Raw genomic sequence first — 13,522 nt, 5'->3', positions numbered from 1 at the left:
CTTTCGCCGTCTCCATCCCAATAATCCGGGCATGGAGATCAAATCCGACAACCCCGAACACGGCTTCCAGTTCCCCGGCACCTTCGAGCTCAGCGCGATGGGCACCGCCGGCACGGGCCTGGAAACCGAACTGCCCCGCCTGCTGGAAGCCTCCGGCGTGTCGGTGGTGCACGAGGACATCACCTGGCGGCATTCGGCCAACGGCAAGTACGTGTCGGTGCGCATCCGCTTCCAGGCCAACGACCGCGCGCAGTACTACGCCGCGCACGAGGCGCTGCGCGAGCATCCCGAAGTGAAGTGGACGCTGTGACCACGGACTGCGTCGTCCGCGACCTCGGGCGGCAGCCGTACGAACCGGTCTGGCGCGCCATGCAGCGCTTCACCGATGCGCGGACCGACGCAAGCGGCGACGAACTGTGGCTGGTCGAACACGAGCCGGTGTTCACGCTCGGCCAGGCGGGCAAGCCCGAGCACGTACTCGCGGCCGGCGACATCCCGGTGGTCCAGGTCGATCGCGGCGGACAGGTGACATACCACGGCCCCGGCCAGATCGTCGCGTACCCGCTGTTCGACCTGAAGCGTCTGAAGGTCGGCGTGCGCGACTATGTCTGCAAGATCGAACAGGCGATGATCGATACGCTGGCCGAATGGAACATCGAGGCCGTCCGCAAGGACGGCGCGCCCGGCGTGTACGTGGCCGGCGCCAAGATCGGCGCGCTCGGCATCCGCGTGCGCCGCGGGTGCACCTTCCACGGCCTGGCGTTCAACATCGCGATGGACCTGGAGCCGTTCCATCGCATCAATCCCTGCGGTTACCAGGGCCTGCAGGTGGTCTCGCTGGCCGATCTCGGTGGCCCGACGGGCATGGACCAGGTGAAGCCGGTGCTGCTGGAGCAGATGGCGGCGCAGTTCGGGCTGTCGTTTAAACACGACGCCGCGTTGCCGGATCTTTCCGAAGCGGCCTAGCGCCGGTACGGTGTGGGAGCGACATAAGTCGCGATCGCTTTCCCGGGGGGGGGCGCCGCCCAAGCGGTACAGGCTCCGCTTCAGCCAAGGCGTATTGCACAGCTATGCGTTCGCGGCGGTTCGTTCGCGACTCACGTCGCTCCCACACATGGACGACGGTGATCGCGTGCCTCGCGCGGCCCCATGCCACAATCGGTCGCCATGAATGACGCGACCCCGCTTCCGGATGCCGAGCGCGATGCCCTGATCGAACGCGGGCTGGTGCGATTGCGTGCCGTATCGACCGACGTCGATGCGCTTCTTGCCGATCCGCACCACGTCGATCGCGTCTCGCACGTGATCGCTGCCAGCGACTTCGCCCTCGAAACCCTGCGCCGGCAGCCCGACGTGCTGACCGTACTGCTGCGCGACGATGGCGCCGCGCCGTGGCCGGTGCCCGCGCTGACGATCGACAACGCCGCGCAATGGCCCGAACTGCTGCGCCGCTACCGGACCGCCGAGTCGACGCGCCTGGTCTGGCGCGATGTGCATGGCCTGGACACGGTCGATGACACCCTGGCCGGCACCACGCGCCTGGCCGAGGTCTGCCTGCAGACGGCGCTGGAGGCCCTGGAAGCGGAGTTCGCGCAGCGTCATGGCGTGGTGCGCGCGGCCGACGGCAGTGCGCAGCGGCTGGTGGTGTTCGGCCTGGGCAAGCTGGGCGGCGGCGAACTGAATTTCTCGTCCGACATCGACCTGGTCTATGCATACCCGCAGGGCGGCGAGTCCGACGGCGCGCGATCGCTGGCGGCGGAGGATTACTTCATGCGGCTGGGCCAGCGGCTGGCCAGGCTGCTGGACGAACCGACGGTCGACGGCTTCTGCCATCGCGTCGACCTGCGCCTGCGGCCGTTCGGCAACGCCGGTCGCGTTGCGCTGTCGTTCGCCGGGATGGACCAGTACTTCCAGCGCGAAGGGCGCGACTGGGAACGCTACGCATGGCTGAAGGCCCGCGCCGTGGCAGGCGATATCGAGGCCGGCGAAGCCTGGCTGGAGTCGCTGCGGCCGTTCGTCTATCGGCGCTACCTGGACTACACCGCCCTCGACGGCCTGCGCGAGATGAAGGCCGCGATCGCCGCCGAAGTCGCACGGCGCGAACTGGCCGACGACATCAAGCGCGGGCCGGGCGGCATCCGCGAAATCGAATTCCTGGTGCAGGCGCTGCAGCTGATCCGCGGGGGGCGCGAGCCCAGCCTGCGCGAGCGCCGCCTGCGCGTGGCGTTGCCGGCGCTGGTCGCCGCCCGGCAGATGTCGGCGGAAGAGGGTGACGCGCTGGCCGGTGCGTATCGCTTCCTGCGCCGGCTGGAGAACCGCCTGCAGATGCTGCGCGACGCGCAGACGCACGCGCTGCCGGAGGATCCGCTGGACCGCCATCGCATCGCCGCAGGCCTCGACTATCCGGACTGGGACGCCCTGCGTGCAGCGCTCGACGTGCAGCGCGCACGCGTGTCGGCCGAATTCGCCGAACTGCTGGCACCGCGCCGGCGCGATGCCGCCCCCGGAGCGCTGGCGCTGTACTGGCGTGCGCTACCCGAGGGTGGCGACGCGGAGACGCTGGCCGCGTCGGGTTTCCAGGACCCCGGCAGCGCCGACGGCGCGCTGCGCGAGTTCGCGCAGTTCAGCGGCGTGCGCGCGCTGTCGGATGCGTCGCGCGCCCGGCTCGACCGGGTCGTTCCGGCATTGCTGGAGGCCTGCGCGCGGTCGTCGCAGCCGGATGCCGCACTGCGTCGCGTGCTCTCGCTGCTGCAGGCCATCCTGCGCCGTGCCAGCTATCTGGCGTTGCTGGACGAACAGCCCAGCGCGCTGGGCCGGCTGGTCGACGTGCTGGCGCGCAGTGCCCTGCTGTCCGAGCGGCTGGCGCAGTATCCGTTGCTGCTGGACGAGCTGCTGGACACGCGCGTGTCGGGACCCATGCCGGATCGCGCGGAGTTGCGAGGCGAATGCGAAGCTGCGTTGGCCGAGGACGATCCGGAGACCTGCCTGCGCGTGCTGAACGAGCGCAGGCTCGCGCTGAGCTTCCGGGTGGCGCTGGCGGCACTCGACGGTCGCCAGGCGGCGCGCGACAGCGTGCGCCAGTTGGCGTGGCTGGCGGACGAGGTGGTCCGCGTCGTCGTGCAGATCGCAGCGCGCGATGTCGCCGCGTCGCATGGTGCCGTCGCGTCTGGCCGGTTCGCGGTGGTGGGTTATGGCAGCCTGGGCGGCGAGGAACTCGGCTTCGGCTCCGACCTCGACCTGGTGTTCCTGTTCGACGCGCCGGCCGACACGGAATCCGAGGGCGCGCGTCCGCTCGAAGCCGGTCGTTGGTATGCGCGCCTTGCGCAGAAGATCGTCGCACTGCTGGGCGCGGTGACCGCCGCCGGACGCCTGTACGACGTGGACGTGCGGCTGCGCCCGGACGGTGCGAAAGGCCTGCTGGTGTCCTCGCTGGCCAGCTTCGGCGACTACCAGCGCGACCGCGCCTGGACGTGGGAACACCAGGCGCTGGTGCGCGCGCGCGGCGTGGCCGGCGATGCGTCGCTGCTGCGGGCGTTCGAAGACATCCGCAGGGCCACGCTGGCACGGCCACGCGAGATCGAAGCGCTGCGCGAGGAAGTGGACAGGATGCGCACGCGCATGCGCGCGGAACTCGACCGCAGCGACACCGCGCGGTTCGACCTGAAGCAGGGCGCCGGTGGACTGGTCGACCTGGAGTTCCTGCTGCAGTACCTGGTGCTGCGCGACGCGGCTGCGCAACCGGCCCTGCTGTCGCCACGCGATACGCCCGGCCTGATCGCCGCGTTGTCGACCGCAGGCGCATTGTCGTCCGGGCAGGCGACTGCGCTGGATGCCGTGCATGCGACCTTCGTCGCCGAGGGGCTGGCCTGCACCCTGGACCGGCGTCCGCGGCTGATCGTCGAGCACGCATCGCTGGCCACGGCGCGCGCCGTGGTGATGCGCACGACCGCCGCGCACGGACTCGCCTTCGCTTCCGTGCCTACCTAGGCGGGAGCCCGAGACGGGAGCGAACGTCCGCGGCGATGCGGGCGGTCTCGCGCAACGGCTCGCCATCGAACGGGAGAGGCGCATCGGGAAGATCGTGGAGGCGGCCGCGTTGGCGCAAGGCGTCGAGGAAACGGCGCGGGCGTCCGCTGGCGCGATCCGCCTCGAAGACGTGCACCGGTACGCGCGTGCCGCAGGCTTCCGACACCATGTTGACCGAGTCCGGCGTGCAGACGATGCGGTCGGCCCAGCCCAGCAGGCCGGCGTACGGATTCGGTCCATCGGCGGGGCCGCACCAGAGCACGGCATGGGGCCGCTGCGACCAGCGTGCCCGCAGGGCGTCGATCACGTCGCCTGGTGTGCGGCGCGAGGTCGTGACCAGCAGGCTGCCCGCCGTCGACGCGTCATCCAGCTGCGCCGCCAGCCGGTCGAACGCGGCGGCATCGAAACGGTAGTGCGCGCTGTCGCCGCCGAGTAGCACCGCCGTGCGTGGCGAAGGCAGGGCAGCGAACGCGGGGAATGCGTCGCGCGCGTCCGCCAGCCATGCATCGTCGACGGGATTCAGGCTGCCGAGCAGGGTCAGCACGTTCGCGCCCCGCAGGCCATCGTGTTCCGGCGCGATGACGAGGTCCCAATGCGCCGGATCGAGGCGGGGGTCGAGGATCTGCACCGTCCGGCTGCCGCATGCGCGCAACAGGCGTGTCGCCAGTGCGGCCTGCCGGCCGCAGCCGATCGCGACGGCGGGCGCCTGCATCCGCAGGGAATGGAACGCCGTACCGAACGCACGCCTTGCACCGGGCAACATCCGTGGCGCGCTCCAGCGCCAGGGTGCCCGTGGCTCCAGCACGATCTCCTCCGCCTCGACGCCGAGTGCACGCGTCAGCGACTGGGCCTGGCGTAGGTTGCCGGCACGGCCGTCGGTCAGGGTGCAGACGCTGCGCGAAGCGGGGTCGACAGGCGGCGTTCGTTCCACTTGTTAAAACAATCCGTTCCGGGTCGATTGGATGTTGCCATAGTCAGGACACTCTACACTGCCCCGCATTCGGTCTCCCCGGCCCCATTCTTCCGCTGAAGGTCTGCCCATGTCCCACGCCCTCGACGCCGCCTCGCTCGACCAGCTGTTCCGCACCGCCCGCACCTACAACGCCTTCACCGGCGAGGTCAGCGACGACACGTTGCGGCAGCTGTACGACCTGGTGAAGTTCGGCCCCACCCAGGCCAACACCACGCCGGCGCGCTTCGTGTTCTTGAAGTCGGCCGAGGCCAAGGCCAAGCTGGGTCCGGCGCTGTCCGAAGGCAACTACAAGAAGACGATGGACGCCCCGGTCACCGTCATCATCGGCCGCGACGAGGACTTCCACGAGAAGCTGCCGTTCCTGTTCCCGCACACCGATGCCAAGGCCTGGTTCGATGGTCCGCGGGAAAACCGCAGCAAGCCCTCGCTGCGTAACATGAGCCTGCAGGCGGCGTACCTGATCATCGCCGCCCGCGCGCTTGGCTTGGATGCCGGCCCGATGACCGGCTTCGACGCCGACAAGGTGGATGAAGCCTTTTTCGCCGGCACCGCGATCAAGTCCGACATCCTGGTCAACCTGGGGCACGGCGACCCGGCCAGCATCTTCCCGCGTTCCCCGCGCCTGGGCTTCGACGAAGCCGCGCGCATCCTCTGACACCCCACCACCCGGAGACATCCCCATGCGCAAGACCCTGCTCGTCGCCGCCCTGTTCGCGTTCGCCGGTTCCGCCTTCGCCGCGCCGGTGACCTACAAGATCGACCCCGGCCACACCAACGTGCTGGCCAGCTGGAACCATTTCGGCTTCTCCAACCCGAGCGCCAACTTCGGCCAGGCCGACGGCACCCTGGTGTACGACGCCGACAACGTGGCCGCGTCCAGCGTCCGGGTCACGCTGCCGCTGACCGGCCTGAGCGCGCTGGCCGACCAGTTCTACGAGCACCTGACCAGCGACAAGTGGTTCGATGCCGCCAAGTACCCCAGCGCCACCTTCACGAGCACCAAGGTGGAAGCCGCGGGCGAAGGCAAGCTGAAGGTCACCGGCGACCTGACCATCAAGGGCGTCACCAAGCCGGTGGTGCTGGACGTGACCCTCAACAAGGCCGGTGAGCACCCGATGAAGAAGGTGCCGGCGATCGGCTTCGACGCCACCGCCACCGTCAAGCGCAGCGACTTCGGCCTGGGCGCCTACGCGCCGATGGTCAGCGACGAGGTCGCGCTGAAGATCACCACCGAAGCCACGGCCGACGCCAAGAAGTAAACCCGCTGCGATCCGGTGCGCTTCCCTCGCCGGGTACCGCCCGTAAGGACTCGCCGCCCCGCTCATGCCGGGCGGCGTTTTCTTCGGGGGCGGTTCCATGGGCGGGCGTGGCGCCGGCTGGTAGACTGGCGCCCTCGTTCCACGACCGCCTGCACGCCATGAGCCAGACCGCCACCGCGCCCGCCAACGCCGAGAAGCGCTACACCGTGTCGCGCGCCGACCTGCCGCTGAGCTGCCCGCTGCCGTCGATGGCGCTGTGGAATTCGCACCCGCGCGTGTACCTGGCCATCGAGGATGCGCCCGGCGGCGAAGTGCAGTGCCCGTACTGCGGCTCGCACTTCGTCCTGGCCGACTGACCGCCTGATGCGGTCGCGCCGCATCGCCTCTCGACCATGCGCCGGCTGACCGTCGTCCAGCTGCTGCCGGCGCTGGAATCCGGCGGTGTCGAACGTTCCACCCTCGAGATCGCCGACGCGCTGGTGCGCGCCGGGCATCGCGCCATCGTCGTGTCCGCCGGCGGGCGACTGGAGCCGGCACTGCGCGCGACCGGTGCGGAACACGTCGCCCTCGACATCGGCCGCAAGTCGCTGCTGACGCTGCGCCATGCCGCTGCCTTGCGACGGCTGTTCGCCGAGGTCGGCGCCGACCTCGTGCATGCGCGCTCGCGGCTGCCGGCCTGGATCGGCCTGTGGGCGCTGCGGGGCATGCCGGCGGCGTCGCGGCCGCGCTTCGTCACCACCATGCATGGGCTCAATTCGCCGGGTCGCTACAGCGCGGTGATGACCTATGGCGAGCGCGTGATCTGCGTGTCGGACACGGTGCGCACGTATCTGCTGCAGCACTATCCGCAGACCGATCCGTCCAGGCTGGTGGTGATTCCGCGCGGGATCGACCCGGCGCAGTTCCCGCATACCGCGCATCCCGATCATGAGGCGCGCGCGTGGGCGGCAGCGCAGCATCCGGCACTGGCCGGCGAGGGACCGCTCCTGCTGCTGCCTGGCCGCGGCACCCGACTGAAGGGTCATCACGATGCCATCGTCTTGCTGGCCCGCCTGCGCCGGGCCGGCATCGATGCGCGCGTGTGGATGCCGGGCGCACGCGAAGCCGGGCGCGAGCAGTACGTGCTCGATCTCGAAGCGGATGCGGCGCGTGCGGCGTGCGCGGAGGCAGTGGCCATCACGCCACCCACCACCGAAATCGCACGCGCCTACGCCGCCAGCGACCTGGTGCTGCAGCTGTCGCACAAACCGGAAGCCTTCGGTCGCACGGTGATCGAGGCGCTGTCGGTGGGGCGTGCGGTCGCCGGCTGGGCGCATGGCGGTGTCGGCGAACTGCTGGCCGAGCTGCAACCGTGCGGTGCGGTGGCGCCCTTCGACGAGGATCGCCTGTTCGATACCGTGAAGGCGATGCTTGCCCATCCGTCGCCGCCATTGGCTACGATGCACGCCTACACCCTGCGCGCGATGCAGGACGCCACGCTCGCCCTCTACCACGATCTCGCCGATGACCGCCGACTCGCCCACGCTCCCTGACACGTCCGCGCGTCGCGCGCCGCACGGCTGGCGCTGGGCGCCGGCGTGGGTGCTGACGTTCGTCGCCCTGTGGCCGGCGCCGGGCTATGCCGAGGCGGTGATGGTGCTGGGCGCGCTGGCGGCGATCGTGCGCCTGCTGATGGATCGATTCCGCAACGGCACCCGTTTGCTGAGCAGTGGCGCCTGGGCGCTGACCAGCGCGCTGTTCGCGGCCTACTGGCTGCCGCAGGCGATCTCGGCGGTGGATGCCGTCGATGCGCCGCGCGCCTTGCGCGAGGCGGCCGTCGACCTGCGTTACCTGCCGTTCCTGTGGCTGGTGGCGGCGTCGGTGGCGAACGCGCCGGCACGACGCACGACCTTCAACGGCCTGGCCATCATCGTGGCGGTCTGGACGCTGGATGCGCTGGCGCAGGTGGTCTTCGGCACCAGTCCGCTGTTCTGGGGGCTGGATCAGCTCAAGCAGGCGATCAGTGGCCGGCCGATGTGCACGCCGGATGCGACGCTGGCCGTGGATCGGCTGAGTGGGTTCCTGGGGCCATGCAACCTCAAGCTCGGTATGGTCATGGCCAGCCTGTCGCCCTTCCTGCTGTTCGTGGCCGCGCGGCGCATGGACGTGGCGGGATGGTTGCTGGCCGCGACCCTGGTGGGCATCGTGGTCCTGTTGGCCGGCGCCCGTGCGGCCTGGATCACCTATGCGCTGGTACTGGTGTTTTCCGGTTGGCGCCTGCTCGGTTGGAAGCGGTTGGCGGCGGTGTTCGGTTTCGGCGGATTGCTGCTGGCCTGCCTGGCCGTGATGTCGCCGCAGGTGCGCGAACGCGTCGTGCGCACCACCCACGTGTTGACGGCGGACGGGGCGGGCGTCGACACGGCGCTCTCCGGGCGCGCGCAGATCTGGTCCGCCGCCACGTGCATGGTGATCGATCATCCGGTCAATGGCGTGGGCGCGCGCGGATTCCGCGAGGCCTATCCGGCGTGCGATGCGATGCCCGGGCAGCGGCCCGCCTGGGGCGAGGGTCCTGCGTTGCACGCGCACCAGATCATCCTCGAGATCCTCAGCGAAACCGGCGTCATCGGGTTGCTGCTGTGGCTGGCCGGCGCCGCGCTGGCGTGGCGCGCCTGGCGCTATGCCACGCCGCAGGCGAAGGACCGCGCACGGCCGGCGATGCTGGCGCTGGCGGTCACGGTGTTTCCGTTGAACACGCACCTGGCGTTCTATTCCACCTTCTGGGGCGGGCTGACCGTGATGCTGGCGGCGCTGTACGCAGGCAGCCTGCTGGCGCGCGATGGCGAGTGAGCGCGCGTCGGGCGTGCGTTGCTGGTTCGTGATGCCCGCCCATCTGTTGGCATCCGCGGTGGCGCGCCTGCCGCAATCCGGGCTGCTCGCACTCGGACGCCTCGCCACGGTGGTGCTGTGGCCGCTGCTGGGCAAGCGTCGGCGCTACGCGGCGACGAATCTGGCGCTGTGTTTTCCCGAGCTGGATGAACGCACGCGCACGCGACTGGTGCGTGCCACGGTGCGCGCCACGGTGACCGGCGTCTTCGAGCTCATCCGCGGTTGGTACGCCCCGGCACGCGCGCTGCGCGGCCTCGCCGACGTGCAGGGCCTGGAGCACGTGCGCGCCGCGCAGGCACAGGGGCGCGGCATCCTGCTGTTCGGTGGGCACATCCCGCATTCGGAGCTGTGCGCGCGCCTGCTGGGCGACGCGCTGGGTGAGCGCGTGACCATCGTCGCGCGGCGCAACAACGATCCCTGCATCGAGCGCCTGATGGACGACGCGCGCCGCCGCGTGTTCGCCGACGTCATCGGCAAGAAGGATGTGCGCGGCCTGCTGCGCGCGCTGTCGCGCGGCGGCATCGTGGCATATTCGGCCGACCAGGACTTCAACTACCAGAACGCGTTCGTGCCGTTCTTCGGCGTGCAGGCCGCCACGCTGACGGCCACGCCGGATCTCGCGCGCCGCGGCAATGCCGTGGTGCTGCCGTTCTGGTTCCATCGCGACGAAGACGGCCGCTACCGGCTGCAGGTCGAGCCGACCTGGAGCGGATGGCCGAGCGGCGATCCGGTGCAGGATGCGGCGCGCTACATGGCCGAACTGGAAGCCGTCGTGCGCCAGCATCCCGAGCAGTACCTGTGGATCCACCGCCGCTTCAAGACACGGCCGCCCGGCGAACCGGATCTCTACCGGTAGAGTGCGCCGCGCCCGTCGGGCTGGCGCTTGAAGCGCCGGTGGATCCACAGGTACTGCGTGGGCGCCTGCCGCACCATGGTCTCGATCGCGGCGATCACGCGCGCGGTATCGGCGGTCGCATCGGACGACGGAAAGTCCTCGAACGCAGGCGACAACCGCAGCGTGTAGCCGCCGTCTTCGCGACGCACATGCGAGAACGCCATCACCGCGGCGCCGGAGAGACGCGCCAGCTGGTGCGTCGAGGTCAGGCTGTAGGCGGGATGGCCGAAGAACGGCACGAACACGCTGTCGCCCCGGCGCGTGTCCTGGTCCGGCGCGAACCACAGCAGTCCGCCCTGCTTGAGATGCTTCAGCGCGGGACGCAGTTCCTCGCGCGTGAACATCGCGGTGGCGTAGCGCAGCCGGCCGCGCTTGACCGCCCATTCCATCGCGCCCTGGTTGTGCGGGCGGTACATGCCGGCCAGCGGCGCGTAGTCGCACATCAGGCGCGCCGAGATTTCGAGCGTGGTGAAGTGGCCCGACACCACGATCACGCCACGGCCGCCCGCACGGGCGGCGGCCAGGTGCTCCAGCCCCTCGACCTGCAGACCCTTCCGCATCGGATCGACGCTGCCCCACCAGGCGCGGGCGAACTCGAACAGGCCGATGCCCAGTTCGCCGAAACTGGCGCGCGCCAGCGCTTCCTGGCGCGATGCGTCCAGTTCCGGGAAGCACAGCGCGATGTTGCGAAGGGCGACGCGCCGGCGGTCGCGCAGCACGCGGTACAGCAGCGCACCCACGCCGCGGCCGAGGACGCGCTGCAGGCGCCACGGCACGCGGGCGACCAGCCAGGCCAGACCGATGCCCAGCCACGATGGCCATTGCCGCAGGCCCATGGGCGGGCGTTCGCCCGCGTCGGAGGATCGCTTCTCGGATTCGGCCATGACCCATTGTAACGGTGGCCCCGGGTATCCTTGTCGCCCATGTCGAACCGCACCGCCGAACGCCTGTTGCGCATCCTCTATTCGGTGGTGCTGTACCTGCTGACGCCGGTCACCGTCTACCACCTGATCTGGCGCGGCTTCCGCTATCCCGAGTACTTCCTGCGCTGGAGCGAGCGCTACGGCAGCTACGCCACGCCATCGCGTCCCGTCGACGTCTGGCTGCACGCGGTGTCGGTGGGCGAGGTCAACGCCGCCGCGCCGGTCGTCGACGCCTTGCTGAAGCGGCATCGCGGCCTGCGCCTGCTGGTCACCACGATCACGCCGACCGGGTCTCAGCGCGTGCAGGCGCTGTGGGGCGAGCGCGTGCTGCATGTGTATTCGCCCTACGACCTGCCCGGCGCCGTCGCACGCTTCCTCGCGCAGTTCCCGCCGCGGCTGGCGCTGATCATGGAAACGGAACTGTGGCCCAGTCTGCTGTTCGGCTGCCACGATCGCCGCGTGCCGGTCTACATCCTCAATGCGCGCCTGTCCGCGCGATCGCTGCGCGGCTACAGCGTGCTGCGGCCGTTGATCGCGCGCACGCTGCGCACCGTGCGCAGGGTGGCGGCGCAGTCCGGCGACGATGCCGCGCGCTTCGTGCAGCTGGGCGCACGGCCCGACCAGGTGCGCGATGTCGGCAACCTGAAGTTCGACATTCCCGTACCCGCCAACGTGGCCGAGGTGGTCGCCGGCTTCCGCCAGCGTCTGACGACCGGGCGTCCCGTCTGGATCGCCGCCAGCACGCACGAGGACGAGGAAGCGCCGGTGCTGGCGATCCATGCGCGCCTGCGCAAGCGCTGGCCGGACCTGCTGTTGCTGTGGGCGCCCCGGCATCCCGAACGCTTTCCGCGCGTGGCGGAATCGGCGCGCGCGGCGGGCTGGAACGTCGGCACGCGCCGCGGCGAGGGCTGGCCGTCCACCGGCAACGACGTCTTCGTGCTCGACACGCTGGGCGAACTGATGGCGTTCTACGCCTGCGCGGACGTGGCCTTCGTCGGCGGCAGCCTGCAGGCCATCGGCGGACACAACCTGCTGGAGCCCGCCGCCGTCGGCACCCCTGCCGTCACCGGTCCGCACCTGTACAACTTCAGCGAGATCTCCCGTCGCCTGACGGAAGCCGATGCGCTGGTGATCGCGCCCGACGCGGCCGGCGTGGGCGATGCGGTCGAAGCGCTGCTCGCAGATGACGCCCGCCGCCAGGCGATGGCCGACCGCGGCCGTGCGCTGGTCGAGCACGGACGCGGCGCGCTGGCGCGCACGCTGGCGATGATCGCCCCGCACCTGCCGGCGCCGGTGGCGTGAGCACGGCAGCGCCGCAGGCCCTGGCGGGTGTGCGCGTGCTGGACCTGACGCGCGTGCTCGCCGGTCCGTGGTGTACGCAGGTGCTGGCGGACCTCGGCGCCGACGTCATCAAGGTCGAGCGCCCCGGCAGCGGCGACGACACCCGCCGCTGGGGGCCACCGTTCCTCCGCGACGCCGACGGCAACGAGACGACGGAATCGGCGTACTACCTGTGCGCGAACCGCAACAAGCGCTCGCTGACCGTCGATATCGCCACCGAGGCGGGGCAGGCGGTCATCCGCCGGCTCGCGCTGCAGAGCGACGTGCTGGTGGAGAACTTCAAGGTCGGCGACATGGCGCGCTACGGCCTGGACGCCGCCACGCTGCGCGCCGCCAATCCGCGGCTGGTGTACTGCTCGATCACCGGCTTCGGCCAGGACGGCCCGTACGCGCAGCGTGCCGGTTACGACTTCGCCATCCAGGGACTCGGTGGCCTGATGAGCGTCACCGGCGCGGCCGAGGGCGAGCCGCAAAAAGTGGGCGTGGCCGTCGCCGACCTGTTCACCGGCATGTATGCCACCGTCGCCATCCTCGCCGCGCTGCGCCACCGGGATGCGACGGGCCAGGGCCAAGTGATCGACATGGCATTGCTGGACACGCAGGTCGCGATGCTCGCCAACCTCGGCAGCCACTATCTGGTGAGCGGGGACATGCCGCCGCGGCAGGGGAACGCGCACGCCAACATCGTGCCGTACCAGGTCTTCACCGTCGCCGACGGGCATATCGTCGTCGCCGTCGGCAACGATCGGCAGTTCGCGCGGCTGTGCGGCCTGCTCGGCGAGCCGCAGCTGGCGGACGACACGCGCTTCGCGACCAATGCCGGTCGCGTTCGCCATCGCGACGTGCTCGTGCCGCTGCTGCAGCAACGGCTGCTGTCGCGCGAACGGCGGGCCTGGTTGGCGCTGCTGGAATCCGCCGGCATCCCCTGCGGACCGGTCAACGACCTCGCCGACGTGTTCGCCGATCCGCAGGTGCAGGCGCGGGGCATGGTGGCCGGGTTACCGCATCCGCTGGCCGACGCATTGCCGCTGGTGAACAGTCCGATCCGGCTGTCGGCCACCCCGGTCGTGCACCGGCATGCACCACCGCTGCTCGGACAGCATGCCGACGAGGTATTGCGCGAGGCCGGCTACGATGATGCGGAGATCGCCGCGCTGCGTGCGCGTGGCGCGATCTGACGTGCACGTGTAGGAGCGACGTGAGTCGCGACCGGACATCTTCCGTGGCGTGCGGTCGCGAC

13 protein-coding genes are annotated in these 13,522 nt (G+C 70.5%); 11 read left to right on the top strand and 2 right to left on the bottom strand.

The window, feature by feature from the left end:
* The first annotated feature begins 31 nt into the window (after nucleotides 1-31).
* The 3 genes from VGN58_RS14770 to glnE all read left to right on the top strand — a co-directional run bounded on the left by VGN58_RS14770 (nucleotide 32) and on the right by glnE (nucleotide 3,987).
* On the top strand, nucleotides 32-310 hold the full coding sequence (locus tag VGN58_RS14770; protein WP_327483935.1) for a DUF493 family protein: 279 nt from the start codon (nucleotides 32-34) through the stop codon (nucleotides 308-310).
* On the top strand, nucleotides 298-966 hold the full coding sequence (gene lipB / locus VGN58_RS14765) for a lipoyl(octanoyl) transferase LipB (protein WP_327483934.1): 669 nt from the start codon (nucleotides 298-300) through the stop codon (nucleotides 964-966). Before VGN58_RS14770 ends, lipB begins: the two co-directional genes overlap by 13 nt.
* 201 nt (nucleotides 967-1,167) lie before the next feature.
* Nucleotides 1,168-3,987, top strand: coding sequence for a bifunctional [glutamate--ammonia ligase]-adenylyl-L-tyrosine phosphorylase/[glutamate--ammonia-ligase] adenylyltransferase (gene glnE / locus VGN58_RS14760; protein WP_414710802.1), 2,820 nt, complete (start codon nucleotides 1,168-1,170; stop codon nucleotides 3,985-3,987).
* Here glnE and VGN58_RS14755 read toward each other — a convergent pair.
* Nucleotides 3,980-4,957, bottom strand: a complete 978-nt coding sequence (locus VGN58_RS14755) for a mitochondrial fission ELM1 family protein (protein WP_327483932.1) — start codon at nucleotides 4,955-4,957, stop codon at nucleotides 3,980-3,982. The two genes, glnE and VGN58_RS14755, sit on opposite strands and share 8 nt — an antisense overlap.
* Nucleotides 4,958-5,066: 109 nt before the next feature.
* Here VGN58_RS14755 and VGN58_RS14750 point away from each other — a divergent pair, with 109 nt between their 5' ends.
* The 6 genes from VGN58_RS14750 to VGN58_RS14725 all read left to right on the top strand — a co-directional run bounded on the left by VGN58_RS14750 (nucleotide 5,067) and on the right by VGN58_RS14725 (nucleotide 9,979).
* Nucleotides 5,067-5,654, top strand: coding sequence for a malonic semialdehyde reductase (locus tag VGN58_RS14750; RefSeq protein WP_327483931.1), 588 nt, complete (start codon nucleotides 5,067-5,069; stop codon nucleotides 5,652-5,654).
* Between the two features lie 25 nt (nucleotides 5,655-5,679).
* A complete protein-coding gene (locus tag VGN58_RS14745) occupies nucleotides 5,680-6,258 on the top strand; it encodes a YceI family protein (RefSeq protein ID WP_327483930.1) in 579 nt (192 codons plus the stop codon).
* Nucleotides 6,259-6,416: 158 nt separating this feature from the next.
* Nucleotides 6,417-6,614 carry a zinc-finger domain-containing protein gene (locus VGN58_RS14740; RefSeq protein WP_327483929.1) on the top strand — a complete coding sequence of 66 codons (198 nt, stop codon included), beginning with the start codon at nucleotides 6,417-6,419 and terminating at the stop codon, nucleotides 6,612-6,614.
* A gap of 36 nt (nucleotides 6,615-6,650) precedes the next feature.
* A complete protein-coding gene (locus VGN58_RS14735; RefSeq protein WP_327483928.1) occupies nucleotides 6,651-7,790 on the top strand; it encodes a glycosyltransferase in 1,140 nt (379 codons plus the stop codon).
* Nucleotides 7,762-9,084 (top strand): O-antigen ligase family protein, encoded by a 1,323-nt coding sequence (locus tag VGN58_RS14730; protein WP_327483927.1) that lies wholly within the window; start codon nucleotides 7,762-7,764, stop codon nucleotides 9,082-9,084. Before VGN58_RS14735 ends, VGN58_RS14730 begins: the two co-directional genes overlap by 29 nt.
* Nucleotides 9,085-9,115: 31 nt before the next feature.
* The gene (locus VGN58_RS14725; RefSeq protein ID WP_327483926.1) at nucleotides 9,116-9,979 is read left to right on the top strand and encodes a lipid A biosynthesis lauroyl acyltransferase; all 864 of its coding nucleotides are present in this window, start codon (nucleotides 9,116-9,118) and stop codon (nucleotides 9,977-9,979) included.
* Here VGN58_RS14725 and lpxL read toward each other — a convergent pair.
* A complete protein-coding gene (gene lpxL / locus VGN58_RS14720; protein ID WP_327484675.1) occupies nucleotides 9,970-10,854 on the bottom strand; it encodes an LpxL/LpxP family Kdo(2)-lipid IV(A) lauroyl/palmitoleoyl acyltransferase in 885 nt (294 codons plus the stop codon). The two genes, VGN58_RS14725 and lpxL, sit on opposite strands and share 10 nt — an antisense overlap.
* Nucleotides 10,855-10,941: 87 nt before the next feature.
* On the opposite strand from lpxL, the gene waaA reads away from it, so the two are divergent.
* The gene (waaA, locus tag VGN58_RS14715) at nucleotides 10,942-12,243 is read left to right on the top strand and encodes a lipid IV(A) 3-deoxy-D-manno-octulosonic acid transferase (protein WP_327483925.1); all 1,302 of its coding nucleotides are present in this window, start codon (nucleotides 10,942-10,944) and stop codon (nucleotides 12,241-12,243) included.
* Nucleotides 12,240-13,460: a CaiB/BaiF CoA-transferase family protein gene (locus VGN58_RS14710; RefSeq protein WP_327483924.1), complete on the top strand. Its 1,221-nt coding sequence runs from the start codon at nucleotides 12,240-12,242 to the stop codon at nucleotides 13,458-13,460. Before waaA ends, VGN58_RS14710 begins: the two co-directional genes overlap by 4 nt.
* Nucleotides 13,461-13,522 lie beyond the last annotated feature (62 nt).

Origin of the sequence: Pseudoxanthomonas sp., assembly GCF_035999195.1 — a bacterium.
Classification (GTDB): Bacteria; Pseudomonadota; Gammaproteobacteria; order Xanthomonadales; family Xanthomonadaceae; genus Pseudoxanthomonas_A.
Note: the sequence above shows the minus strand (reverse complement) of the source record. Positions and strands in the feature narration are given on the sequence as shown.

Coding starts and splice junctions, on each gene's coding strand:
- glnE (WP_414710802.1), top strand. CDS start 1,168: ATGAATGACGCGACCCCGCTTCCGGATGCCGAGCGCGATGCCCTGATC.
- VGN58_RS14740 (WP_327483929.1), top strand. CDS start 6,417: ATGAGCCAGACCGCCACCGCGCCCGCCAACGCCGAGAAGCGCTACACC.
- VGN58_RS14770 (WP_327483935.1), top strand. CDS start 32: ATGGAGATCAAATCCGACAACCCCGAACACGGCTTCCAGTTCCCCGGC.
- VGN58_RS14725 (WP_327483926.1), top strand. CDS start 9,116: ATGCCCGCCCATCTGTTGGCATCCGCGGTGGCGCGCCTGCCGCAATCC.
- VGN58_RS14735 (WP_327483928.1), top strand. CDS start 6,651: ATGCGCCGGCTGACCGTCGTCCAGCTGCTGCCGGCGCTGGAATCCGGC.
- VGN58_RS14745 (WP_327483930.1), top strand. CDS start 5,680: ATGCGCAAGACCCTGCTCGTCGCCGCCCTGTTCGCGTTCGCCGGTTCC.
- VGN58_RS14750 (WP_327483931.1), top strand. CDS start 5,067: ATGTCCCACGCCCTCGACGCCGCCTCGCTCGACCAGCTGTTCCGCACC.
- waaA (WP_327483925.1), top strand. CDS start 10,942: ATGTCGAACCGCACCGCCGAACGCCTGTTGCGCATCCTCTATTCGGTG.
- VGN58_RS14730 (WP_327483927.1), top strand. CDS start 7,762: ATGACCGCCGACTCGCCCACGCTCCCTGACACGTCCGCGCGTCGCGCG.
- lpxL (WP_327484675.1), bottom strand. CDS start 10,854: ATGGGCCTGCGGCAATGGCCATCGTGGCTGGGCATCGGTCTGGCCTGG.